Below are 23263 nucleotides of genomic sequence, written 5' to 3' on the forward strand. Positions count from 1 at the left end.
ACCATGCAAGCCATCCGCAGCATCCTGGTGGTCATCGAACCCGAACACTCGGAAAGCCTGGCGCTCAAGCGCGCAAAGTTGATCGCGGGCGTAACCCAGGCGCATTTGCACCTACTGGTGTGTGATCGAAAGCATGACCACAGCGGCATGCTCGGCGTGCTCAAGGCTGCGCTGGTGGAGGACGGCTACAGCGTGACCACCGAGCAGGCCTGGAACGAGAGCCTGCATGAAACCATCGTTGACGTGCAGCAAGCCGAAGGCTGTGGGCTGGTGGTCAAGCAGCATTACCCCGACAGCCCACTGAAAAAGGCCCTGCTGACCCCGGCGGACTGGAAATTGCTGCGCTACTGCCCGACGCCGGTGCTGCTGGTGAAAACTTCGAAACCCTGGGCCGGCGGGGTGATTCTGGCGGCCATCGACGTCGGCAACACCGACGGCGAACATCGCACGTTGCACGCCTGCATCGTCGATCACGGCTACGACATCGCCAGCCTGGCCAAGGCGCAGTTGCACGTGATCAGTGCGCATCCGTCACCGATGCTGTCGTCGGCGGACCCGGTGTTTCAGTTGCGCGAGACCATCGAGGCCAAGTATCGCGAGCAGTGCAAGGCATTCCAGGCCGAATTCGATATTGACGACGAGCACCTGCATATCGAGGAAGGCCCGGCGGATGTGCTGATTCCGCATATGGTGCACAAGCTGAACGCGGCAGTGATCGTGATTGGCACCGTAGCGCGGTCCGGGCTGTCCGGGGCGTTGATCGGCAATACGGCGGAAGTGGTGCTGGATGCGGTGGAGAGCGATGTGCTGGTGCTCAAGCCGGATGAGATCATGGATCATCTGGAAGAGGTTGTGACGCGGCATTGAGGGGTGTGGTGTCAGTAATGACGCCTTCGCGGGCAAGCCTCGCTCCTACAGGGATCGTGTTGATCACAAATGTTGTGTACGACACATACCCTGTAGGAGCGAGGCTTGCCCGCGAAGCTTTTAAGCTTTAGTTGCCAAAGGCATCCTTGAGAAACCCCGGCGCGATATAGCGCTGGTAATGCGCCTCCGACAGCAGGAAAAACTCCCGATCAATGGCATCGCGCAATTGCGGCAGGTTCCAGTCGCGAAACTCCGGCATCAACACCATCCCGTAGGCTTCCAGATTGTTGATCACCCGCGCCCCGCGAGCGATCAACTGGTAGGCCCAGCAATATTCCGACTGGTGCGGTACAAAGCGGATTTTGCGCTGTTCAAGCTGCAACCGCAGGCGCTGCGGGTCGAAAATCTCCAGCTTGCTGGCCATCACCTGGGACAGCAGTTGCTCAAGACGCAGCCATACCGCGCGTTTTTCTTCCTCGTTGTAACCGTTCCAGTTGATCACTTCGTGGTGGAAACGCTTGCAGCCACGGCACACCAGGTCACCGTAAACGGTGGAACAGAGGCCGACGCAGGGAGTCTTGATGGTTTGATTGGGCATAGGTAGGCAAAACACGGGAAAGCAGAACAGGTCGGCATGTTAGCCCTTTGTCTAACATTGATCACCCCTCAAAGTTAAAGGGCTAACTTACGTTTATATTTTTTTTGCCGTAGAATCAGCCAGCCTTTTAAGGCGCCAATGTCCGTTTGAAGCTGTTTTCAAAGCGTCACGAGCACAGTCGTTCCTTCAGAGCGGAGTTGGCGAAGGGTTTTTCCAGCGGGGAAAAGCTCTACGCCAACCCTCATCAGCTCCCCGTTCTGCAGGCGTAAAACTTTGAAAGCAGCTTCTGTAAGGAATGGTCGGTAATTCTGGCTAAGTGGCCCACAACGCCACGCAGCGCATGAGTACGGCCATTTCGGGATGAGCGTCCCGGACACCCATTTGGGACCACTGATGAGGGTAATAACTGTGCTTGAAGCCTACCGCAAACATATCGAAGAGCGTGCAGCACTGGGTATCGTTCCCCAGCCGCTTAACGCCGAACAAACTGCAGGCCTGGTCGAGCTGCTGAAGAATCCCCCGGCTGGCGAAGAAGCTTTCCTCGTTGACCTGATCACCAATCGCATTCCACCTGGCGTGGACGAAGCAGCCTATGTAAAGGCTGGTTTCCTGTCTGCCCTGGCCAAAGGCGAAGCAACCTCCCCCCTGATCGACAAGAAGCGCGCGGTTGAACTGCTCGGCACCATGCAGGGCGGCTACAACATAGTGACCCTGGTTGACCTGCTCGACAGCGCCGAACTGGCCCCGGTCGCTGCCGCTCAACTCAAGCACACCCTGCTGATGTTCGATGCGTTCCACGATGTCGCGGAAAAAGCCAAGAACGGCAACGAACACGCCAAAGGCGTGCTCCAATCCTGGGCTGACGGCGAGTGGTTCAAGAACCGCCCTGTCCTGGCCGACAAGATTAGCCTGCGCGTGTTCAAGGTCACCGGCGAAACCAACACCGACGACCTGTCCCCTGCCCCGGACGCCTGGTCCCGCCCGGACATCCCGCTGCACGCCCTGGCCATGCTGAAAATGGCCCGTGAAGGCATCGTGCCTGACGCCCAAGGCGTGACTGGCCCGATGAAGCAGATCGAAGAAATGCGCGGTCAAGGCTTCCCTATCGCTTACGTCGGTGACGTGGTCGGTACCGGTTCGTCGCGTAAATCGGCAACCAACTCGGTCCTGTGGTTCTTCGGCGACGACGTGCCTAACGTGCCGAACAAGCGCGCTGGCGGTTTCTGCTTCGGCAGCAAAATCGCTCCAATCTTCTACAACACCATGGAAGATGCCGGCGCACTGCCAATCGAGTTCGACGTGACCAACATGAACATGGGCGACGTGATCGACCTGTACCCGCATGCTGGCAAAGTCTGCAAACACGGCACTGACGAAGTCCTGACCACCTTCGAAATGAAGACTCCGGTACTGTTGGACGAAGTGCGTGCCGGCGGTCGTATTCCGCTGATCATCGGCCGTGGCCTGACTGACAAGGCGCGCGCCGAACTGGGCCTGGGTCCTACCGATCTGTTCAAACTGCCTGAAGCACCTGTCGACACCGGCAAGGGCTACACCCTGGCACAGAAAATGGTCGGCAAGGCGTGCGGTTTGCCAGAAGGCAAAGGCGTTCGTCCTGGCACCTACTGTGAACCGAAGATGACCACCGTCGGTTCCCAGGACACCACCGGTCCTATGACCCGTGATGAACTGAAAGACCTGGCGTGCCTGGGCTTCTCGACCGATCTGGTGATGCAGTCCTTCTGCCACACCGCGGCTTACCCTAAGCCGATCGACGTGACCACCCACCACACCCTGCCAGACTTCATCATGACCCGCGGCGGTGTTTCCCTGCGTCCGGGCGACGGCATCATCCACTCGTGGTTGAACCGTATGCTGCTGCCGGACACCGTCGGTACCGGTGGTGACTCCCACACCCGTTTCCCGATGGGCATTTCGTTCCCGGCCGGTTCCGGTCTGGTGGCGTTTGCTGCTGCTACCGGCGTTATGCCGCTGGACATGCCGGAATCGATCCTGGTTCGTTTCAAAGGCAAGATGCAACCGGGCGTTACCCTGCGTGACCTGGTTCATGCCATTCCTTACTTCGCGATCCAGGCTGGCCTGCTGACCGTCGAGAAGAAAGGCAAGAAGAACGCGTTCTCCGGCCGCATCCTGGAAATCGAAGGCCTGGACAACCTGAGCATCGAACAAGCTTTCGAGCTGTCCGACGCCTCGGCTGAACGTTCGGCTGCCGGTTGCACCATCAAGCTGTCGAAAGACTCCATCACCGAGTACCTGAACTCCAACATCACCCTGCTGCGCTGGATGATCGGCGAAGGCTACGGCGATGCACGTACGCTGGAACGTCGCGCTCAAGCGATGGAAGCCTGGGTTGCCAACCCTGAGCTGATGGTGGCCGATGCTGACGCCGAATACGCTGAAATCATCGAAATCGACCTGGCTGACATCAAAGAGCCTGTGCTCTGCGCGCCAAACGATCCGGACGACGCCCGTCTGCTGTCCAGCGTTGCTGGCGAGAAGATCGACGAAGTGTTCATCGGTTCATGCATGACCAACATCGGTCACTTCCGCGCTGCCGGTAAGCTGCTGGATCAGGTCAAGGGTCAGCTGCCAACCCGTCTGTGGCTGTCGCCGCCGACCAAAATGGACGCTCACCAACTGACCGAAGAAGGCTACTACGGCATCTACGGCAAGGCCGGCGCACGCATGGAAATGCCGGGTTGCTCGCTGTGCATGGGTAACCAGGCACGTGTAGAGCCGAACTCGACTGTTGTGTCGACGTCGACCCGTAACTTCCCGAACCGTCTGGGTGACGGCGCGAACGTTTACCTGGCTTCGGCTGAGTTGGCGTCTGTTGCTTCCATCCTGGGTCGCCTGCCGACCGTCGAGGAGTACATGGAATACGCTGGCAAGATCGACAGCATGGCGGCTGATGTTTACCGCTACCTGTCCTTCGACCAGATCGCCGAGTTCCGTGAAGCTGCTGCGAACGCCAACATTCCGGTCGTTCAAGCCTAACGCTGCAACGCAATAGAAAACGCCGCCCATCGCGAGATGAGCGGCGTTTTTTTATGCCTCTATGGCGAGGGAGCTTGCGGCTCGGGCGGATTCAGGGCTTGCTGCACCGCGCCGTCGACACTCAACCCGCTGAGAATCACCTGCTCCAGTTCCTGCGCCGGCAACGTCGAGAGCACCGCTTTGGCCTCGTGCTTGAGCCGCGCCAGAATCAGCAATTTATCCTCGGCCCGCACCTGCAAAAAGAACCCTTCCAGCACTTCGATGCTGGTGCCGTCCAGATCCGGGGATTCTTCCAGACTGAGAATAATCGTATGCACCGGCGGCTCCGCATGGCGGGCCAGTCGCAGCGCGCCACCCAGGATGCGTTCCACATTGGCGAAAAACAGTGCCTCGCTGGGCCGTACGATCAGCACCCCGGAGATTTGCCGGGCGTCCGGATGACGTTGCACATCGACGTAATCGTGACCATCGCCCATCTGCCCCAGCACTTGAATATCCGCCGAGGACATCTGCTTGAGCATCAGCACCACGCTGATCACCACCGCCACCAGCAAGCCGTCCAGCACGCCCAACACCAGCACCGCCGCCACCGCGCAAATCACCAGCACCCGATCCCGGCGCCAGATGAAATAGCGGCCTAGGGGTTGCAGGCTCAAGCCGCGCGCCAGGGCATGGATGACGATGGCCGCCAGCACCGGCTCGGGCGTCAGGGCGATGTAGGGCAACATCGTCAGGACGATCAGCAACACCACCAGCGCCGCGACGACGCCGGACAGCCGTGAGCCGGCACCGGCCGCCTCGTTGGCCGAGGTCGCGGAGTAACCGGCGCCCGCCGGCATGCCATGGAACAGGCCCGACAACAGGTTCGCTGCGCCGAGGGCCAACAGGTCGCGGTTCGACGACACCCGGTCGCCATGCTTCAAGGCGAAGGAACTGATCGAGCCGTAGGATTCGGCATACAGAATCATCACCATGGCGAACGCCAACTCGCCCAGGCGCAACCAGTCAGCAAACGGCAACACCGGTAGTCGGGGCACTTCGAGGCTCAGGTCGATGACGCCGATCAGGTCCACGCCATAGGCCGGCAAGTTCAGCCAGTGACTGGCCGCGATACCGAGCGCCACCACCAGCAAACCGCCCGGCACCCGACGGAATCGCGCGCACACCGCCAACACCAGCAGCGCCACGGCCGCCACCAGCAAACCGACCCGATTCCATTGCGGCCACTGTTCCAGCAGTTGCGGGACGAAACGGATCAGGTTGCCATTGCTCAAGTGCACGTCAACGATGCTCGCGACCTGCTTGAGAATGATCGTCACCGCCAGCCCGAACGCGAACCCGCGCAGCACCGGTTTGGCAATGAACGAGGTCACGCTGCCGAGTTTCAACAGACCGGCCAACAGGAAGAATCCGCCCGTCACCAGCACCAGGCCGATCGCCAGCGACAGGCGCAGGGCCGAATCGCCATTGGCCAGGGTGGCAGTGGCGGCGGCGAGCACGGCGGCAGAGGATGAGGTCGCAGACACAATGGCAAAGCGGCTGGTGCCCAACAACGCGTAGCACAGCAAACCGGCAAACAACGCAATCACCCCGGCCTGGGGCGGCACCGCGGCGATGCTGGAATAAGCCACGGCCTCAGGCAGCAGCAAACCGGCAATAGACAGCCCGGCCAACAGGTCCTGCCAACGGTTGGGGGTATCGGCACGGGGTTGCACCGAGGCGCCTTGAGCACGAGCCATGCAGCGTCTCCAGAGAAAGATCAACAGGCCGTCCAAGACGCGTCCTTGAGGGCTCTAGGGTAGTCGTTTATCCGCTGGGATGCGTGCGCTGGGTCAGGTGCGTTGCAAGGATTGGGCGTGATCGTTCCCACGCTCTGCGTGGGAATGCAGCCCGGGACGCTCCGCGTCCCTTTTTACAGCTGGAACGCGGAGCGTCCCTTGAGGCATTCCCACGCAGAGCGTGGGAACGATCATGTGTTATCAGACGGTCAGCGAATAGATCAACGCCGAAATCGCCACCAGGCCCACCGCGGTCACGAAGACGTTGGATGCCTGGCCGCGATATCGCGCCATGGCCGGTACTTTGCGGATCGCGTACATCGGCATCAGGAACAGGATGGCCGCGATGACCGGGCCACCGAGGGTTTCGATCATGCCGAGGATGCTCGGGTTCCAGGTCGCGACGATCCAGCACACCACCAGCATAAAGGCAGCGGTGATGCGGTCCAGGTTTTTAGGCGACGGGTGTGCGCCAGATTTGGCAATCAGGCCTTTGAAGCCTTCGCTGGCGCCGATGTAGTGGCCCAGGAACGACTTGGAAATGGCCACAAAGGCAATCAACGGCGCCGCGAAGGCGATGGTCGGGTTGCTGAAGTGGTTGGCCAGGTACGACAGGATCGACAGGTTCTGATCCTTGGCTTCAGCCAGTTGCGCCGGGGACAGGGTCAGCACGCAGCTGAAGACGAAGAACAGCACCATGACCACCATCAACAGGTGGGCACGGGACAGGATCTGCGAGCTGCGCTCTTCGGCGTGATCGCCGTAGCGACGCTTCTGGTCCACCGCGAACGCCGAGATGATCGGTGAGTGGTTGAACGAGAACACCATCACCGGGATCGCCAGCCACAGGGTGCGCAACAGCGCCGACGGCTCCGGCAGCGTGGACGCGGTGCTGAGAATGCCGCCGTTCCAGTGCGGAATCAGGAACACCGCGAGGAACAGCAGCGCCACGATAAACGGATAAACCATCAGGCTCATGGCCTTGACGATCATTTGCTCGCCACAGCGCACCACACCCAACAGGCCGAGGATCAGCACGAGCGACAGCAACCACCGGCGTGGCGGCTCAATGTGCATTTGATGCTCAAGGAAACTGCCCACGGTGTTGGTCAGCGCCACGCTGTAAATCAACAGGATCGGGAAGATCGCCAGGAAGTACAGCAAGGTGATCAGCGCACCGGCACTGATACCAAAGTGCTCTTCCACCACTTCGGTGATGTCCGCGCCTTTGCGGCCGGACAACACGAAACGGGTCAGGCCACGGTGGGCGTAGAACGTCATGGGGAACGCCAGCACCGCCAGGACCATCAACGGCCAGAAGCCGCCCAGACCCGCGTTGATCGGCAAAAACAACGTACCCGCCCCGATCGCCGTGCCAAACAGGCCGAGCATCCAGGTGGTGTCATGGCGATTCCAGCTTTCGAGGGTCGCTGGTGTCGCCGCTACATAGCGTTCGTCGACGCTATTGGCCTGATCATTCATCCGGTGGGATCTCCGCATTCCGGTCAGTTGCTACCCGGTCAGGACGAGTCGGAAAAATCCGACAGGCAGCGCCCTGGCCGAAACAGGGGCGCGATTGTCCGGGATTAATGAGCAGAAGCAAAGACTTAGCTGAGGAGCGGTTGTGCGGATCAGATGCGCCGAAGGACCTGCACCCGGCCCCGTGTCAGGCACACAGGCAAATTTCAGTTTTTTAAAGTTCAACTGTCATGTATTTTTAATCGACCTTCAGTCCGTCCGGAGTCATCCCATGCCACTGGTTCGTGTCGACATCAAAAAGCATCAGGATCCCACTTTCGCCAAACGCGTCGGCCAGCTGATTTACGCCGCCATGCGCGGCACCATCAATGTGCCGGAACACGATAATTTCCAGATTCTGGCCGAGCACGATGAGCAGCATTTCATCTTCGACACCGAATACCTGGGTATCCAGCGTACCGACAGCCTGGTGGTGATCCAGATCACCCTGAATGAAGGCCGCACCCTTGAGCAGAAAAAACGCCTCTTCAAAACCATCGCCGAAAGCTTGAATACCGAACTGGCGATACGCCTGGAAGATGTTTTCATTAATCTGGTGGAAGTGAAGAAAGAGAACTGGTCGTTCGGCAACGGGATTGCCCAATACGCCGTTTGATGCCTCCCCGCCCCCTCTACCTGTGAGCCGCTGATGCCTCGAGTCTCCCGCAAACAAGCCGTCCTCAACCGCGAAATCATCGTCGAGGCCGCCACACGGCTGTTTCGCGAGCGCGGCCTGCATGGCATCAGTGTCGTCGATGTGATGGGCGCCGCCGGCCTGACCCATGGCGGGTTCTATGGGCACTTCGAGTCCAAGGAAGCCCTGGCGCAAGAGGCCTGCAGCCGGGCATTCAGCCATTCGCTGGAACGCTGGAAGCAGAAAATCGACGACAGCGGCGACCAACTCTCCGCTCGCGCCAGCATCATCACGCCTTACCTGTCGGCGGCCAATCGTGACAATCCTGGGGAAAGCTGCCCGGTCACGGCGTTCGCCGGCGACATGTGCCACGAAGCCATTGAAAGCGGTTTACACCAGACCTACACCCAGGGCCTCGAAGCATTGTTGCAAATGCTCACCCCACTGATGGGCGCGGATCAGCCCGAAGCCAATCGGCAACGAGCGTTGGTGGACTACTCGCTGATGGTCGGCGCCCTGACCCTGGCCCGCGCCACCCGCGGCGATGCCCTGTCTGATGAAATCCTCGATGCCGCGCGGGCGTTCCTGACGGTGGACGACACCACTCAGAAACCGGTAACGCCGACCCTGTAGGAGCAAAGCTTGCTCGCGATGGCGTCCTTATAATCGCCATCGCGAGCAAGCTTTGCTCCTACAGGGCCATGCCCGGCGTCGGATTCGGGGCGCCCGCTCTCACGGCACATCAACCCATAGCCTATGATCTTTGGTGATTGCCAAACCGCTCTGGAATCAGCAATCTGAAACGACTTTCGAGCCCCCGACATTTCGGTGCCCACAGGAGCCCAGCATGACTGCAACCGTTCTGGTATTGGTTGAAACCATCAATGACTACCTGCCGATTCTTGAACATCAGGGCTTTCACCTGATCCTGGCGCCGACGCCTGCCGAGCGCAGCCAGGCCATCGCCACCCACGGTTCACGCATCGATGCCGTGCTGACCCGCGGCCCGCTGGGCTTGTACAGCGAAGAAATCGCCGCCCTGCCCGCCCTGAAAATCATCTGTGTGATCGGCGCCGGTTACGAACACGTCGACCTGCAAGCCGCCAGCGACCGTGGCATCACAGTCACCAATGGCGCCGGGGTCAATGCCTCTTCGGTAGCCGACCACGCCATGGCCCTGTTGCTGTCGCTGGTACGCGACATTCCCCGGGCCGATGCCGCTGTGCGCCGTGGCGAATGGCCAAAAATCATGCGCCCGTCCCTGGCCGGCAAGCGCCTGGGTATTCTCGGGTTGGGGGCGGTCGGTATGGCCATCGCCAAACGCGCGGGCAATGGTTTCGACATGAGCGTGAGTTACCACAACCGTCAGCATCGCAGTGACGTGCCGTACAGCTACTGCTCGACGCCGACGGAATTGGCCCGGGCGTCGGATTTCCTGATCGTCGCCACCCCGGGCGGGGTGGGCACCCAGCACTTGATCAATCGTCAAGTGCTGGACGCGCTGGGGCCTAACGGTTTTCTGGTGAACATTGCCCGGGCTAGCGTTGTGGTCACGGCAGACCTGATCAGCGCACTGGAGCAACGCCGGATCGGTGGCGCCGCACTCGATGTGTTCGACCACGAACCCAAGGTGCCGGACGCCCTGAAAACCCTGGCCAATGTGATCCTGACCCCCCATGTCGCCGGGCTGTCCCCGGAGGCAACCCAAGGCACCGTGGAGCTGGTTGGCAAGAATCTGCTGGCGTTCTTTGCCGGCCATCCGGTGCTGACACCGATTGAGTTGCCGATTCCGATCCTCGCCCGGAGTGCCCCCTAAAGCACACCCAACAGCGTCCACAACCGCCGGGATCAGCTCACCCAAAAAACTCCTTCCTGGAAGCGCAGCACCTCCTGCGCCATCGCCCGCGCCGCCGCTTTTCACACATCAGGAACGCTGATTATCCAGCAACACGCTAACCTATAAGACCGTGCCACGCTTGTGGCACGCCCGTCTCACCATTAGATTAGCCAATGATGTCTGGCCTCCAAAATAAGCAGAAGGGATAAGCATGGCGCTTACTGATCAGTCCACCCGTATCCGCTCCGGCGAAGAACTTGATGCCAGCCTGATTGATCCGTACCTCAAGGCCCATATTCCGGGCTTGAGCGGTTTGCCTGCGATCAGTCAGTTTCCCGGTGGCGCGTCGAACCTGACGTACCTGCTGGAATACCCCGAACAGGAATTTGTCCTGCGCCGCCCGCCATTCGGCCACAAGGCCAAGTCCGCCCACGACATGGGCCGCGAGTTCCGCATTCTCAACCAGCTCAAGGACGGCTTCCCGTACTGCCCCAAGGCCTACGTACACTGCACCGACGAATCGGTGATCGGCGCCGAGTTCTACGTGATGGAGCGGGTCAACGGCATCATCCTGCGCTCGGAACTGCCGCCGGAACTGGGTCTGGACTCAGCCCAGACCGAAGCGTTGTGCAAAAGCTTTATCGACAAGTTCGTCGAGCTGCACCGGGTCGACTACAAGGCCTGCGGCCTGGCCGATCTCGGTAAACCCGAAGGCTACGTCGCCCGGCAGATCAAAGGCTGGAGCGAGCGCTACGAGAAGGCGCTGACCCCAGACGCGCCGCAGTGGGACGTGGTCAAGGCCTGGCTCAACGACAAGATGCCGGCCGACCACCCGACGTCGAGCATCGTTCATAACGACTACCGCTTCGACAACGTGATCCTCGACCCGCACAACCCGATGGACATCATCGGTGTGCTCGACTGGGAGCTGACCACCCTTGGCGATCCGCTGATGGATTTGGGCAACACCCTCGCCTACTGGATCGAAGCCAGCGACCCGGCGCCGGTGCAGCTGATGCGCCGCCAGCCGAGCCACGCGCCGGGCATGCTGACCCGCCGCGAATTCGTCGATTACTACGCCGAACGCTCAGGCATCCAGATCGACAATTTCGACTTCTACTACACCTACGGCCTGTTCCGCCTGGCCGGCATCGTGCAGCAGATCTACTACCGCTTCTTCCATGGTCAGACCCAGGACAAACGCTTCGCGCAGTTCATTCACATGAACAAACTGCTGGAGCAGATGAGCTTGCAGGTCATCCAGAAATCCAGCCTCTGATCCGGCTCCATAACAAGGAAACAGCATGTCCAAGACTCAGTTGTTCGACCTCGACGGCAAGATCGCTTTCGTCTCCGGCGCCAGCCGTGGCATCGGTGAAGCCATCGCCAAACTGCTGGCCCAGCAAGGCGCCCACGTGATCGTTTCGAGCCGCAAACTCGACGGTTGCCAACACGTGGCCGACGCGATCATCGCCGCCGGCGGCAAAGCTACCGCCATCGCTTGCCACATCGGTGAAATGGAACAGATCACCCAAGTCTTCGCCGCCATCCGCGAACAATTCGGGCGCCTGGACATCCTGGTCAACAACGCCGCGACCAACCCGCAGTTCTGCAACGTGCTGGACACCGACCTCGGCGCCTTCCAGAAAACCGTCGACGTGAACATCCGCGGCTACTTCTTCATGTCCGTGGAGGCCGGCAAGCTGATGCGCGACAACGGCGGCGGCAGCATCATCAACGTAGCGTCGATCAACGGCATCTCGCCGGGGATCTTCCAGGGCATCTACTCGGTGACCAAGGCGGCGGTGATCAACATGACCAAGGTTTTCGCCAAGGAATGCGCGCAGTTCGGCATCCGTTGCAACGCGTTGCTACCGGGCCTGACCGACACCAAGTTCGCCTCGGCGCTGGTGAAGAACGATGCGATTCTGAAGACGGCGTTGCAGCAGATTCCGCTCAAGCGTGTGGCGGATCCGAGTGAGATGGCGGGGGCGGTGTTGTACCTGGCGAGTGATGCTTCCAGCTATACGACTGGGGTTTCGTTGAATGTGGATGGGGGTTTTCTGTCCTGATTCGATGCGCCGGATACACGAAGGCAGCCTCAGGGCTGCCTTTTTTATTGCACGCCGTCACCCACTGATCGTTCCCACGCTCTGCGTGGGAATGCCTCAAGGGACGCTCCGCGTTCCAGCTCTCGATTGGGACGCGGAGCGTCCCGGGCTGCATTCCCACGCGGAGCGTGGGAACGATCAGCGATCAGCCTGAAGAAATATAAATTCTACTATTTGCAAATAACGAATATTTATTCCATAAATAGCCCTCCTGAAAACAAAAATCCAAAAGGACCCCGGCTATGCGCGAACTCGGTATCGGACTCATCGGCACAGGCTTCATGGGCCGTGCCCACGCCTTAGCGTTTCGCAACGTCAGCGCGGTCTTCGAGCTGCCCTTTAAGCTCAAACTCGCCTCCCTGGCCGATGCCGACCCGCTGCGTGCCCGGCAATGCGCGGACGCCTGGGGTTTCGGCAGTGCCCACAGCGACTGGCAACAGCTGATCGATGACCCGAAGGTCAACCTGATCGCCATCACTACCCCCAATCACTTGCACTACCCCATGGCCATGGCCGCCCTCGCCGCCGGTAAACCGGTGTATTGCGAAAAGCCCCTGGCCGTGAGCCTCGAACAAGCCAACGCCATGCGCCTGGCGGCCAAAGCCGCGGGTGTGGTGACGCGGGTGGGTTACAACTATCAGCACAATCCGATGATCGGCCTGGCGCGGGAGCTGATTCAGAATGGCGAGTTGGGCGACCTCATCAGTTTCCAGGGTGAATTCAGCGAAGACTTCATGGCCGACCCCGCCTCACCGTGGTCCTGGCGTTGCGATGCCGGGCATGCCGGCGGCGCCTTGGCGGACCTGGGCAGTCACCTGCTGTCGATGGCCCGTTTTCTGGTGGGCGATGTCGAAGCGGTGTGCGCCGACACCCAGACCGTGCACCGGCAACGCCCCGCCACCGTCGGCAGCCAGGAGCAACGTTCCATCGCGGTGGACGATCAGGTCCATGCGCTGCTGCGCTTCGCCAATGGCGCCCGGGGCACGTTCAGCAGCAGCTGGCTCAAGCACGGCTACAAGAATCACCTGAGCTTCGAGATCAGCGGCACCCAAGGCACCCTCGCCTTCGATCAGGAACGCTTGAATGAATTGCGTCTGTTCCGCGCCGGGCAGGACGGCTTCCAGCGCGTGCTGGCGGGGCCGAACTTGCCAGGTTATGCGGCGTTCAGCCCGGCAGCCGGGCATCAGCTGGGTTACAACGAACTCAAGACGCTGGAGGTGCATGACCTGGTGATGGCGTTGGCCGGGCTCAGCCAGGGCGGGACGGATTTCGAGCAGGCGTGGGAAGTGGAACGGTTGGCGGCGGCGATTCGTTTGGCGGCGCAGGAGGCGCGTTGGGTCAGGGTTGAAGAGGTGTAAGTCAGGCAAGCCGATGGCAGAAATTTACGCTGTACCTGTGGCGAGGGGGCTTGCCCCCGTTGGACTGCGCAGCAGTCCCCTTCCTTGCTTGCGAAGAGCGGGGGCCGCTTCGCGACCCAACGGGGGCAAGCCCCCTCGCCACAAGTTCTTGTGCTTACCGTACGTTTTCGGGTGGCTACTGAGTGACGCAACGGGTGGTCGTGGTGGTTCGAGTCACCTGCGCGTCCATCCGCGCATCGCCCATCACATCGGTTTTATCCAGGGTTTCACAGGTGCGTTCCGGCGGTGGTGGCGCGATGACGGGGGGCGGAGGTGGAGGACTGGCGCAACCACTGGCGATCACCGCGCCAAAGGCGAGCGACAGTGGCATGAAAACGCGTTTCCCAAGACTATTCATAGGCTGACCTGCGGTGGCTGATCGACGTGTTTCCGCGACACGCAAACATCACCGCGCAGCCGCGGGCCGGTCACAGAAAATGAGTACCACGCATTTCTTATAGCCTAGCTGCTTGCCAATGCCAGTAAACATCCTTGAATTGGCTGATCACAGATGGGGCCGCCCACGGTTTATGAGGTCTCAGGCCGATGCAGGCCATTGCTCTCAAGCTCATACCGCAGCTCCTCGATCAACGCCAAGACAGCCTCAGGCGTCCTGAGATTTGCCACACTCAAACCACTGACCACCAGGTCCACCTGCCCCGACACCGGGTGATAGAGCTTCACGGTCAAGGAGTTGTCCCCCGTGAGCGTGCACTCACAGGCCAGCGGCGAAAAACTGCGCTCCAGTTGAGCACGCAATTGAGTTAAATAAATCATGCCGATTTACCCAACCAACACTGCAGAAACGAACACGCTGTTGAACTGTTTATGATCCATGTGACTGTTCCTTAAGCTTTTTCGAAGGGACGCGATCGGGGTTCGAAGACCTCTGTCGCACCCTTGCAGACTAAGAACTGGCGCACCCGCCCAGAACATTCATTTGCACCGCTGCGGCTAGTGCATTTGCACCTTATCGCTGCGCCTTCGGCCGCCATTCGGTGGAGAACAACCCACGCTCGCGTGCCCAGACAATCGCCTCGCTGCGACTGTGCACATCCAGCTTGGAATACACCGTGGAAACGTGATTGCGCACGGTGTTCGGCGCCAGTTTCAGGCGCGCGGCGATTTCCTTGTCGGCCAGGCCTTCACAGATCAACCCGAGGACATCACGCTCCCGGGCCGTCAGGTCGGTGAACGACACACTAGGCAACTTCGGCGAATTGACGTTTTTCACATTGGCGAGCTTTTCGATCAGGGTGCGACTGAACCAGGAGGCGTCTTTCATCACTTCTTCAATCGCCGACACCAGCTCCAGTTCCGTGCGTTTGCGCTCGGTAATGTCCATGAACACCAACAGGTAGCAAGGGCTGTCCTGGATATTCACGGTGTCGGCCGAGACGGCACACTCGATCAGCTCGGCGCCTTTCTTGCGCACCCGGACGTCGATGCGATCCAGGCTGCCAGCCTTCTCCAGGGCCGCAAACAAACGCGTGCGCGCGCCCTTGTCATCGATGAAGTCGATCTCGGTCACGGTCTTGCCGAGCACTTCTTCGCTGGGGTAAGCAAGGGTATCGAGGAAGGCTTCGTTGACGTCGATCACCAGCTGATCCTCGGCGCTGCACACCAGCGTCGGCACCGGCGTCAGGCGAAAGGCCTTGGCGAAGCGCTCCTCGCTCTGGCGCAGGGCGAGTTCGACCTTGTGCCGCGCCTCCATGTCGACGAAGGAAAACAGCATGCAGTCTTCTTCGTTGAGCTCCAGGGGTTGCCCGGCAACGACCACCTGTTTACTGCCGCCGTCGGGCAGCTTCAACTCGGCCTGCATTTGCGGAATCGTCGCGTGCTGGCGCAGACGTTCGATTGCCAGGTCTTTCTTTTCCGCGCCTTGCAGAATATCCAGCTCATAGGTGGACACGCCGATCACTTGATCACGGGTGTAGCCGGTCATTTCCAGGAAGCCCTGGTTGACCTTGATGTAACGCAAATCACTGAGACGGCAAATCACCGCCGGAGCCGGGTTGGCGTTGAACGTCTTCTCGAAACGCTGCTCGGCGCTGGCCCATTCGGTGACGTCGTTCATGATCAGCACCAGGGATTCGGTCTTACCTGCGCCGTCAGCCAGTTCCATGCTGCGAACGCTGTGAACCCGCATTCGCTCTTCGTCGTCGGTCGGCATCACTTCCACCAACACATCACTGAAAATCTCGCCCCGGGCGATCCGGTTGATCGGGTAATTGTCTGCGGGCACCAGGTGATTGTTGCGATAGCGCAAGGCGAAGCGCTCGGCATACTCCTTGGCATTCGCCCCCAACTCATTGATCCGTTTGACCCCGTGCATGGCCAGCGCGGCGTCATTGGCCCAGAGAATGGTCTGGTCAAGCTCCAGCAAAATCACCCCGTCGGACAAACCGGCAATGATCTGCTGCAACTGACGACGATTGGTTTCGGTGGTCAGGACGTCCTGGCTCATTGGATCTCCACAAAGTGCGGCGGCGCTCTTTAGCCCCCATGTGAAGATTACGACCGCAGTGGAATAGGAACGTGCGAATACAGACACTGTGGCGAGGGGGGCTTGCCCCCGTTGGGGCGCGAAGCGGCCCTCAGAAAGAAGGGACTGCTGCGCAGTCCAACGGGGGCAAGCCCCCTCGCCACAGGGGCTTGCCTCAACTCAGGGTTTAACGCTGTCCTCGACGATCAACTCACGCAACGTATCGAGAAACAACTTGAGCACCGGCGAGGCATCGTCGGCACGGTAGGTAACGTATAACGGCACTTCCGGCAACGCCGGGGTCAGGCGGCGGAAGACCAGGCCGGCCGGGGCCATCTGTTCGATGGAGGCCGGCAGCAACGCCACGCCGAACCCGGCCCGCACCAGGCTGAGCAGGGTCTGCACCTCGATCACTTGCTGACGGATCTGCGGGGTAAATCCGGCCTTGATGCAGCACTGATAAAGGAAATCGGCAAACCGCGATTGCTTGAGCTCCAGCGCCACAAACGGTTGCTGCGCCAGGTCCGCAGGCGCCAGGCTTTCGCGTTGCGCCAACAGGTGGTCCGCCGGCATCACCACGCGGATCGGCTCGTAAATCAGCAGTTCATTACGCAACTGCGGATCATCAGAGCCGACTCGAAACACGCAGGCGTCGATGCGTTTAGCCTTCAACGCCTTGACCTGCGCCGCCGGGGTCATCTCGTGCAAGCGCCAATTGACCTGCGGATAGCGCTCGCGAAACAGGTGCAAGGCCCGGGGCAGAACGCCGACCATCACCGAGCTGATCATGCCTATTTCCAGTTCGCCCAATTGCCCACGCCCGGTCTGGCGCGTCAGGTCCAGCGCACGGTTCAGTTGCTCGAAGACCAGTGGCGCCTGCTCCTTGAGCATTTGCCCGGCCGCCGTCAGTTCGACTCGATGATGGGTGCGCTCGAACAATGGCGTGCCGAGTTCCTCTTCCAGCAAGCGAATCTGCTGGCTCAGTGGCGGCTGGCAGATGTGCAAGCGCTCGGCGGCCCGGCCGAAATGCAGTTCTTCAGCCAGGGCCATGAAATAACGCAGCAAGCGCAGGTCCATGGCGGCTATCCGAGAGTCAGCGGCGTCGAGCGCTGGCGCACGCCGGTCAGGCTGAACAGCGCATTGGCGATGGCCGGGGCCACCGATGGGCTGCCCAACTCACCGACACCGCCGGGTTTGCTCGGTTCGCCGTCGAGCACGAGGATGTCCGTTACCGGCATGTCCGACATCCGCGTCACGCGATAGTCATGGAAATTGCTCTGCACCACCCTGCCCTGTTTGATGTCCAGCCGATCGAACAACGCATGGCCGAAGCCCCACATCAGGCCACCGTAGATTTGCTCCTCGACCCCACCCGGCGACACCGCCAAGCCGCAATCGACCACGCAGGTAAGCTTGTCGACTTTGGTCGCGCCGTCCTTTTTCGACACCTGGGCGATCACGGCGATGAAGCTGGTGTAACCCTGATTCGTCGCGATCCCCAGCGCGGTGCCTTCGGGCAATGGCTGGCCCCAGCCGGCGCGTTCGGCGGCGCTTTTGAGCACCGCGACATGCCGGGGCCGGTCTTTCATGTTGGCCAGGCGAAACGCCAATGGATCTTGCCCGCCGGCATGGGCCAGTTCATCCATGAAGCTTTCCACGGCGAACACATTGGGAATGAAGCTGACCGAGCGATACCAGCCACTGGGCACGTCGCTTTCATGCTTGATCCAGGCCAGGTCGAGGTGTGGCGGACGATAAGCAAAGTCCCATGCGGTGATGGCCTCGGTGGTGCTGTAGTCCATTTTGTCCGGGCGCTCGAAATAGCCCGGCTCCCATTGTTCTGGCGAGGCCGGCGACACGGCGTTGAGTTGCAGCGCGGTCAATCGGCCCTGAGCGTCCAATGCGCCTTTGACCCGATGCAAGGTCGCCGGGTGCATGAACAAGGCACGCATTTCATCTTCGCGGCTGTTCATCAACTTGACCGGGACCTTCGCTTGTTGCGCCAGATAGGCGACTTCGAACAGCCAGTATTTGGATTCCCGGGCACCGAAGCTGCCGCCGGACACCAGCTCGTTGATCGTGACCTTGTCCTTGGCGATCTTGCACACGGTTTCGGCCGCCTCCAGCGCCGACGACGGCACCTGAACCCCGCCCCAGTAAGTGATGGCGTTGTCCTTGACCTGGGCGGTGATGCAGATCGGTTCCAGCGGGTTTTGCACCTTGTAGGGCATACGGTAATCGGCTTCGAGCAGCTTCGCCGCGTTCGGCCATTGAGTACTGACATCGCCCGCAGCCATTGCAGTGACCCGCTGTGCCGCTTTGTCATCCAGTGCGGCTGCCTGCGCTTTCACCAGTTCATCGCTGTCGAACCCGGCCAGTGGCGAGTCGCTCCACTTCACCTCAAGCACGGCACGGCCCTGATGCGCCGCCCAATAGGTCTCGGCCAACACCGCGACCCCTTCCAGATTGCCGCCGAGCACATCCGGGCGCCCGGGAATCGCGATCACTTTGCGCACACCTGGCACTTGCAACGCGGCGGCGGAATCCACCGACAGCACCTTCGAACCGACCACTGGCGCACGTTGAATCACCGCCACCAGCATCTGCGGCAATACCACATCGATGCTGTACTTGAAACGCCCGCAGACCTTGGCCGCGGCATCGCGTTTGTGCCGCAGTTTGCCGATGTACTTGAACTGCGCCGGGTCTTTCAGCGTCACCGTGGCCGGTGCGGGCAACTGGGCGGCAACCGTCACCAGTTCACCGTACCCTAGGCTGCGTTGGCTTTTGCTGTGCAGCACCCGGCCCTCTTCCGTGGTGCAGCTGTCGGGGCTGACGTTCCACTGTTTGGCCGCTGCCGCGATCAACAGCGCCCGCGCCGTGGCACCGGCCATGCGCAAGCGATCGTATTCCAGGGAAACGCTGGTGCTGCCGCCCGTGGAAAACACTTTCCAGACCGGATGAATGTAAGCCTCGAAGAACGGATTCTCCGGGGTGATCACCTGCACGGTCATCGGGTTGACGTCCAGTTCCTCGGCCACGCATGCGGCCAGCGCAGTCTGAGTGCCGGTGCCGGAATCGTGCTTGTGCACCACCAGTTTCACCGTTCCATCGGGCAGCACGCGGACCCAGGCGTTCGGTTCGAAGTCACCCGTCGTTGCGGCGATGCCCGAAGGCAGATGAAATGCAATCGCCAGCCCCGCCGTCACGGTCGCCGATTGTTTGAGAAAGGCCCGGCGCGACAGAGTGATCATCACGCCTCCTTCGGTGCGGACGCCGCGCGCTTGATGGCTTTGTTGATCCGCCCGTAGGTGCCGCAGCGGCACAGGTTGCCGGACATGGCGTTGCGGATCGACTCATCGTTGACCGCCGCCCCGGTGTTGAGCAACGCGGCGGCGGACATGATCTGCCCGGATTGACAGTAACCGCATTGCGGCACATCTTCGGCAACCCAGGCCAGTTGCAGCGGATGCTGTTCGGTCGGCGACAAGCCTTCGATGGTGGTAATGCGGTGCCCCGCCACAGCAGCGACCGGCAACTGGCAGGAACGCACCGCGACGCCGTCCAGGTGCACGGTGCACGCACCGCACAGGCCCATGCCACAGCCGAATTTGGTGCCGGTGAGTTTCAAGTGGTCACGTAACACCCATAACAAGGGCATGGAGGGCGACGCCTCTACCAGCTCGTGTCGTTCGCCGTTTACCGTGAATTCGATCATTGTCAGGCTCCAAGAGAGCGGCCTGTCTTCATGCAGGCCTGGTGATCGATTATTGGAAGCCTGCGCAACAGCGGGCCAGCGACGATTTCTGCCATCCTGTGTAAGTAGGACTAACAGCATGTACAAGCGATACCCGTCGGTGCAGTCCATGAGCGCGTTTATCCAGGCCGCCCGCAGCGGCAGCTTCTCCAGCGCTGCGCGCAAACTCGATCTGACCCACAGCGCCATCAGCCAGCAGATCCGTTCGCTGGAAGATTTCATCGGCCAGCCGCTGTTCGTCCGTGAAGGCGGCGGCAGCAACCTGACTGACGCCGGGCAGTTGTTTGCCAGCGTGTTGTCCGACGGTCTGGCGCAGATTGACCGGGCATTGTCCTCGGTGAAAAACCGCAGCGTGGCGCAGCGGCTGACGATTGACGTGGACAGCGAACTGGCCCAGAGCTGGCTCAATCCGCGCTTGCCGCAGCTGCTGGATTTATTGCCGGAGCATGAGGTGGTGTTGCTGTCGATGCCGCGCTCGGATCGCAGCGCATTTGAGCGCGTGGATTTGGCGTTACGCTATGGGTATGGCGATTGGGACGACTGCGAGATGTCGCAGATTTGTGGCGACAGCGTTCGGGCCGTGGCATCGCCTGCATTACTGGAACGGCATGGCTTGCAGGTGCCGATGACTCCAGCGCAGGTGCTGCAATTGCCGTTGCTGGGGTATACGCGCCGGTCGTGGATTCCATGGCTGGATGCGGCGGGCATGACCCCGGTTGAGCCTTCGGCACGGGTAGTTTTTGATAATGCGGCGAACCTGATCGCCGCCGCCGAAGCCGGCGTCGGCGCAGGGCTGGTGCGTGGATTGCTGGCGGCGGATGCCTTGCGTTCGGGGCGTCTGGTAGAGCTGAACGAGGCGCAAATTCCAGCGCATTACAACCTCTACGCCGTGTGGCCGCCGGGACAGGCTGAGCGGGTGGCGCCGGTGGTTGAGGTGATCAAAAACCTGGCCCGACGCACCTTCGAGCGCTGATCGCTGATCGTTCCCACGCTGCGCGTGGGAATGCATCAAGGGACGCTCCGCGTTCCAATGGGACGCGGAGCGTCCCGGGCGGCATTCCCACGCAGAGCGTGGGAACGATCAGTCGATCGGTTTGCCGCCCGATATCGAACAGGTATCAACACCCCGCCCAATTAATATTGTACGAACCGAACACCCCCTCCCAATACTTCCTCCCAGGCAACCAGCGTCCCGAACCGGATGCGACCAGGCGAGGGAATGCGCGTTCATGCGCATAGAAATGGCCGATAACCCGGGACGTGGTTGCTGTGAGCCCAAAGGCTCCCTTCCCCGCTATCAGGAGATCGACTTCAATGATCATCGATATCAGTTGCTATCCCACCGACCTGGTGGACCTCGCCTGGAGGCATGACGGTGACCCGTTCACCGGCGAGCGTCTGCTGGAGATGATGGATGGCCCCTACATGGTCAATGGCAAACCTCGCCGCATCGACAAAGCCTTCATCCAACCGCCCCAGGGCAACACCATTTACACCTGGACCGACGGCGACCTGAGCGGTCGCGAATCCATCGACGCCTACATGGCCTACACCCTGAAAATGGTCCAGACCTACCCGGACCGATTCATCGGCTGCTTCGTCTACAACCCGCGTTGCGGTGTTCAGAACGGCGTCGAAGCCATCGAGCGCTACGTCACCGAACACGGCTTCAAAATGGTCCAGATGCAGGCCAACATGCACGCCTACCGTCCTGACCGCGCACTGGACTGGGTCCGTCCATGCTTCGAGAAATGCGCCGAGCTGGGTATCCCGGTCAAGCTGCACACCGGCGACGGTCCGTACAGCATCCCGTCGGAATGGGTGCCGATGATCAAGGAATTCCCCAACGTCGATTTCATCATGGCCCACTTCGGCGTGCAGACCGGCGGCGTCTACGTGTTCGAACCGATGCAATGGGCGATGGAACTGCCCAACGTCTACTGCGAATCGGGCTGGTGCCTGCAATCGCGGATCGTCGAGTTCGCCAAGGTCCTGCCGACCCACAAAATTCTCTTTGGCACCGACACCCCGCCGAACGAACCGGGCATGTGGTTGCGCCTGCTCGAAGTGCTCTGCCATGAGCCGCCACAGGGCCTGAACCTCGACGAGGACACCCTCGAAGACTATCTGGGCAACAACACCGCGCGAATGATCGGCCTGGAGCCCACCCCGCCGCCGCGCACCGTCAGCGAAGCAGAGGCGCAACTCAAGCGCCCAGTCACCACCCAACTGGCCAGGAGCTGAACCGATGATTATCGACACCCATCTGCACCCCACCAACCTGGTCGACGAGGCCTGGCGCCACACCGGCGAACCGTTCACGGGCGAGCGCATGCTCAAGCTGATGGACGGCCCGTACATGATCAACGGCAAACCCCGGCGCATCGACATGGGCTTCATCCAGCCGCCACCGGGCAACACCGGGTATCGCGACGGCAACCGTCGCGGCCGCGAAGGCGTGCGTGACTACATGTCGTACATCGCCGAGCTGTGCATGAAGTACCCCGACCGTTTCATCGGTAACTTCAACTTCAACCCGCGCTGGGGACCGGAAAACGGTGCCGCTGAGCTGGAATTCCACATCAAGGAATACGGCTTCAAGATGCTCAAGCTGCACGCCAACATGCACGGCTACCGCCCGGACCGCGCACTCGATTGGCTGCGCCCGGCGATGAAGGTCTGCGCCAAGTACAACATCGTGGTGCTGATCCATACCGGTGACGGCCCGTACACCATCCCGACGATGTTCTACCCGATCATCCGCGAGTTCCCGATGGTCAATTTCATCATCGGTCACTTCGGTATCCAGACCGGTGGCAATTACTCGTTCGAAGCGTTCTGGATGGCCATGGACACGCCGAACGTGTACTGCGAATCCGGCTGGTGCTTCCAGTCGCGGATCGTCGAATTCGCCAAGGAATTGCCGCGTAACAAGATCGTGTTCGGCACTGACTCGCCCCCTAACGAACCGGGGATGTGGTTGCGCGAACTGGAGGTCTTGTGCTCACCGGCGCCGCAGGGTCTGGGCATCGATGAGGATCACCTTGAGGACTACCTGGGCAACAACATCGCCCGGTTGTGCGGCATCGAACCGACGCCGCCACCCAAGGACCTGATCGAGGCGGACATTCGTCTGACCACGACGTACCTCTAGGCTTTTTAAACAAGAGCACAGCGACCTTTCAGGCGTTCAGATGAACCGGCGTTCGATCGACCGGCAGGCCAACGGCTTGTCGATCGAACGTCGCCGATCCCCTGCGCGC

20 protein-coding genes are annotated in these 23263 nt (G+C 60.7%); 11 read left to right on the top strand and 9 right to left on the bottom strand.

The window, feature by feature from the left end; translation table 11 throughout:
* Window positions 1–3 precede the first annotated feature (3 nt).
* Complete coding sequence (locus tag ACY4LX_RS20255; protein ID WP_149662120.1) at window positions 4–867, top strand: universal stress protein; 864 nt, start codon at window positions 4–6, stop codon at window positions 865–867.
* A gap of 127 nt (window positions 868–994) precedes the next feature.
* Here the strand turns inward: ACY4LX_RS20255 and ACY4LX_RS20260 are convergent, their stop codons facing one another.
* Window positions 995–1465 carry a DUF1289 domain-containing protein gene (locus ACY4LX_RS20260; RefSeq protein ID WP_149662119.1) on the bottom strand — a complete coding sequence of 157 codons (471 nt, stop codon included), beginning with the start codon at window positions 1463–1465 and terminating at the stop codon, window positions 995–997.
* A 408-nt stretch (window positions 1466–1873) separates the two neighbouring features.
* Between ACY4LX_RS20260 and acnB the strand changes: the two genes are divergently transcribed.
* Window positions 1874–4483, top strand: a complete 2610-nt coding sequence (gene acnB, locus ACY4LX_RS20265) for a bifunctional aconitate hydratase 2/2-methylisocitrate dehydratase (protein ID WP_149662153.1) — start codon at window positions 1874–1876, stop codon at window positions 4481–4483.
* Window positions 4484–4542: 59 nt separating this feature from the next.
* Here acnB and ACY4LX_RS20270 read toward each other — a convergent pair whose 3' ends face one another.
* Window positions 4543–6222 (bottom strand): SulP family inorganic anion transporter, encoded by a 1680-nt coding sequence (locus tag ACY4LX_RS20270; RefSeq protein ID WP_463257598.1) that lies wholly within the window; start codon window positions 6220–6222, stop codon window positions 4543–4545.
* A gap of 240 nt (window positions 6223–6462) precedes the next feature.
* The gene (locus tag ACY4LX_RS20275) at window positions 6463–7743 is read right to left on the bottom strand and encodes a serine/threonine transporter (protein WP_463257599.1); all 1281 of its coding nucleotides are present in this window, start codon (window positions 7741–7743) and stop codon (window positions 6463–6465) included.
* A 268-nt stretch (window positions 7744–8011) separates the two neighbouring features.
* On the opposite strand from ACY4LX_RS20275, the gene ACY4LX_RS20280 reads away from it, so the two are divergent.
* From ACY4LX_RS20280 to ACY4LX_RS20305, 6 genes are all read left to right on the top strand, one after another.
* Window positions 8012–8395 carry a tautomerase family protein gene (locus ACY4LX_RS20280; RefSeq protein ID WP_149662116.1) on the top strand — a complete coding sequence of 128 codons (384 nt, stop codon included), beginning with the start codon at window positions 8012–8014 and terminating at the stop codon, window positions 8393–8395.
* Window positions 8396–8428: 33 nt separating this feature from the next.
* The gene (locus ACY4LX_RS20285; RefSeq protein ID WP_463257600.1) at window positions 8429–9046 is read left to right on the top strand and encodes a TetR/AcrR family transcriptional regulator; all 618 of its coding nucleotides are present in this window, start codon (window positions 8429–8431) and stop codon (window positions 9044–9046) included.
* Window positions 9047–9260: 214 nt separating this feature from the next.
* Window positions 9261–10229: a 2-hydroxyacid dehydrogenase gene (locus ACY4LX_RS20290; protein ID WP_149661429.1), complete on the top strand. Its 969-nt coding sequence runs from the start codon at window positions 9261–9263 to the stop codon at window positions 10227–10229.
* 232 nt (window positions 10230–10461) lie between these two features.
* Window positions 10462–11529 carry a phosphotransferase family protein gene (locus tag ACY4LX_RS20295; protein ID WP_133838940.1) on the top strand — a complete coding sequence of 356 codons (1068 nt, stop codon included), beginning with the start codon at window positions 10462–10464 and terminating at the stop codon, window positions 11527–11529.
* A 25-nt stretch (window positions 11530–11554) separates the two neighbouring features.
* Window positions 11555–12322 (top strand): SDR family oxidoreductase, encoded by a 768-nt coding sequence (locus ACY4LX_RS20300; protein WP_133838939.1) that lies wholly within the window; start codon window positions 11555–11557, stop codon window positions 12320–12322.
* Between the two features lie 281 nt (window positions 12323–12603).
* Window positions 12604–13719 carry a Gfo/Idh/MocA family protein gene (locus ACY4LX_RS20305; protein ID WP_463257601.1) on the top strand — a complete coding sequence of 372 codons (1116 nt, stop codon included), beginning with the start codon at window positions 12604–12606 and terminating at the stop codon, window positions 13717–13719.
* A 175-nt stretch (window positions 13720–13894) separates the two neighbouring features.
* Here ACY4LX_RS20305 and ACY4LX_RS20310 read toward each other — a convergent pair whose 3' ends face one another.
* From ACY4LX_RS20310 to ACY4LX_RS20335, 6 genes are all read right to left on the bottom strand, one after another.
* Window positions 13895–14089 carry a hypothetical protein gene (locus tag ACY4LX_RS20310; protein ID WP_149661426.1) on the bottom strand — a complete coding sequence of 65 codons (195 nt, stop codon included), beginning with the start codon at window positions 14087–14089 and terminating at the stop codon, window positions 13895–13897.
* Between the two features lie 197 nt (window positions 14090–14286).
* A complete protein-coding gene (locus ACY4LX_RS20315) occupies window positions 14287–14535 on the bottom strand; it encodes a DUF1652 domain-containing protein (protein WP_149661425.1) in 249 nt (82 codons plus the stop codon).
* A 193-nt stretch (window positions 14536–14728) separates the two neighbouring features.
* Window positions 14729–16225 carry a helix-turn-helix transcriptional regulator gene (locus ACY4LX_RS20320; protein WP_463257602.1) on the bottom strand — a complete coding sequence of 499 codons (1497 nt, stop codon included), beginning with the start codon at window positions 16223–16225 and terminating at the stop codon, window positions 14729–14731.
* 198 nt (window positions 16226–16423) lie between these two features.
* Window positions 16424–17320: a LysR substrate-binding domain-containing protein gene (locus tag ACY4LX_RS20325; RefSeq protein WP_463257603.1), complete on the bottom strand. Its 897-nt coding sequence runs from the start codon at window positions 17318–17320 to the stop codon at window positions 16424–16426.
* Between the two features lie 5 nt (window positions 17321–17325).
* Window positions 17326–19497, bottom strand: a complete 2172-nt coding sequence (locus tag ACY4LX_RS20330) for a xanthine dehydrogenase family protein molybdopterin-binding subunit (protein WP_463257604.1) — start codon at window positions 19495–19497, stop codon at window positions 17326–17328.
* Window positions 19497–19961 (bottom strand): (2Fe-2S)-binding protein, encoded by a 465-nt coding sequence (locus tag ACY4LX_RS20335; protein WP_463257605.1) that lies wholly within the window; start codon window positions 19959–19961, stop codon window positions 19497–19499. The genes ACY4LX_RS20330 and ACY4LX_RS20335 overlap by 1 nt, the downstream gene beginning before the upstream one ends.
* 118 nt (window positions 19962–20079) lie before the next feature.
* On the opposite strand from ACY4LX_RS20335, the gene ACY4LX_RS20340 reads away from it, so the two are divergent.
* From ACY4LX_RS20340 to ACY4LX_RS20350, 3 genes are all read left to right on the top strand, one after another.
* Window positions 20080–20973, top strand: a complete 894-nt coding sequence (locus tag ACY4LX_RS20340; protein ID WP_463257606.1) for a LysR substrate-binding domain-containing protein — start codon at window positions 20080–20082, stop codon at window positions 20971–20973.
* A 341-nt stretch (window positions 20974–21314) separates the two neighbouring features.
* Window positions 21315–22244: an amidohydrolase family protein gene (locus tag ACY4LX_RS20345; RefSeq protein ID WP_463257607.1), complete on the top strand. Its 930-nt coding sequence runs from the start codon at window positions 21315–21317 to the stop codon at window positions 22242–22244.
* A 4-nt stretch (window positions 22245–22248) separates the two neighbouring features.
* The gene (locus tag ACY4LX_RS20350; protein ID WP_134418495.1) at window positions 22249–23154 is read left to right on the top strand and encodes an amidohydrolase family protein; all 906 of its coding nucleotides are present in this window, start codon (window positions 22249–22251) and stop codon (window positions 23152–23154) included.
* The last annotated feature ends 109 nt before the right edge of the window (window positions 23155–23263 follow it).

Source organism: Pseudomonas sp. Emmai (genome assembly GCF_055179735.1).

Excerpts from the sequence above, each read along its gene's own strand:
- ACY4LX_RS20255 (WP_149662120.1), top strand. The coding sequence starts at position 4 with ATGCAAGCCATCCGCAGCATCCTGGTGGTCATCGAACCCGAACACTCG.
- ACY4LX_RS20260 (WP_149662119.1), bottom strand. The coding sequence starts at position 1,465 with ATGCCCAATCAAACCATCAAGACTCCCTGCGTCGGCCTCTGTTCCACC.
- ACY4LX_RS20270 (WP_463257598.1), bottom strand. The coding sequence starts at position 6,222 with ATGGCTCGTGCTCAAGGCGCCTCGGTGCAACCCCGTGCCGATACCCCC.
- ACY4LX_RS20275 (WP_463257599.1), bottom strand. The coding sequence starts at position 7,743 with ATGAATGATCAGGCCAATAGCGTCGACGAACGCTATGTAGCGGCGACA.
- ACY4LX_RS20280 (WP_149662116.1), top strand. The coding sequence starts at position 8,012 with ATGCCACTGGTTCGTGTCGACATCAAAAAGCATCAGGATCCCACTTTC.
- ACY4LX_RS20285 (WP_463257600.1), top strand. The coding sequence starts at position 8,429 with ATGCCTCGAGTCTCCCGCAAACAAGCCGTCCTCAACCGCGAAATCATC.
- ACY4LX_RS20290 (WP_149661429.1), top strand. The coding sequence starts at position 9,261 with ATGACTGCAACCGTTCTGGTATTGGTTGAAACCATCAATGACTACCTG.
- ACY4LX_RS20295 (WP_133838940.1), top strand. The coding sequence starts at position 10,462 with ATGGCGCTTACTGATCAGTCCACCCGTATCCGCTCCGGCGAAGAACTT.
- ACY4LX_RS20300 (WP_133838939.1), top strand. The coding sequence starts at position 11,555 with ATGTCCAAGACTCAGTTGTTCGACCTCGACGGCAAGATCGCTTTCGTC.
- ACY4LX_RS20305 (WP_463257601.1), top strand. The coding sequence starts at position 12,604 with ATGCGCGAACTCGGTATCGGACTCATCGGCACAGGCTTCATGGGCCGT.
- ACY4LX_RS20310 (WP_149661426.1), bottom strand. The coding sequence starts at position 14,089 with ATGCCACTGTCGCTCGCCTTTGGCGCGGTGATCGCCAGTGGTTGCGCC.
- ACY4LX_RS20315 (WP_149661425.1), bottom strand. The coding sequence starts at position 14,535 with ATGATTTATTTAACTCAATTGCGTGCTCAACTGGAGCGCAGTTTTTCG.
- ACY4LX_RS20320 (WP_463257602.1), bottom strand. The coding sequence starts at position 16,225 with ATGAGCCAGGACGTCCTGACCACCGAAACCAATCGTCGTCAGTTGCAG.
- ACY4LX_RS20325 (WP_463257603.1), bottom strand. The coding sequence starts at position 17,320 with ATGGACCTGCGCTTGCTGCGTTATTTCATGGCCCTGGCTGAAGAACTG.
- ACY4LX_RS20330 (WP_463257604.1), bottom strand. The coding sequence starts at position 19,497 with ATGATCACTCTGTCGCGCCGGGCCTTTCTCAAACAATCGGCGACCGTG.
- ACY4LX_RS20335 (WP_463257605.1), bottom strand. The coding sequence starts at position 19,961 with ATGATCGAATTCACGGTAAACGGCGAACGACACGAGCTGGTAGAGGCG.
- ACY4LX_RS20340 (WP_463257606.1), top strand. The coding sequence starts at position 20,080 with ATGTACAAGCGATACCCGTCGGTGCAGTCCATGAGCGCGTTTATCCAG.
- ACY4LX_RS20345 (WP_463257607.1), top strand. The coding sequence starts at position 21,315 with ATGATCATCGATATCAGTTGCTATCCCACCGACCTGGTGGACCTCGCC.
- ACY4LX_RS20350 (WP_134418495.1), top strand. The coding sequence starts at position 22,249 with ATGATTATCGACACCCATCTGCACCCCACCAACCTGGTCGACGAGGCC.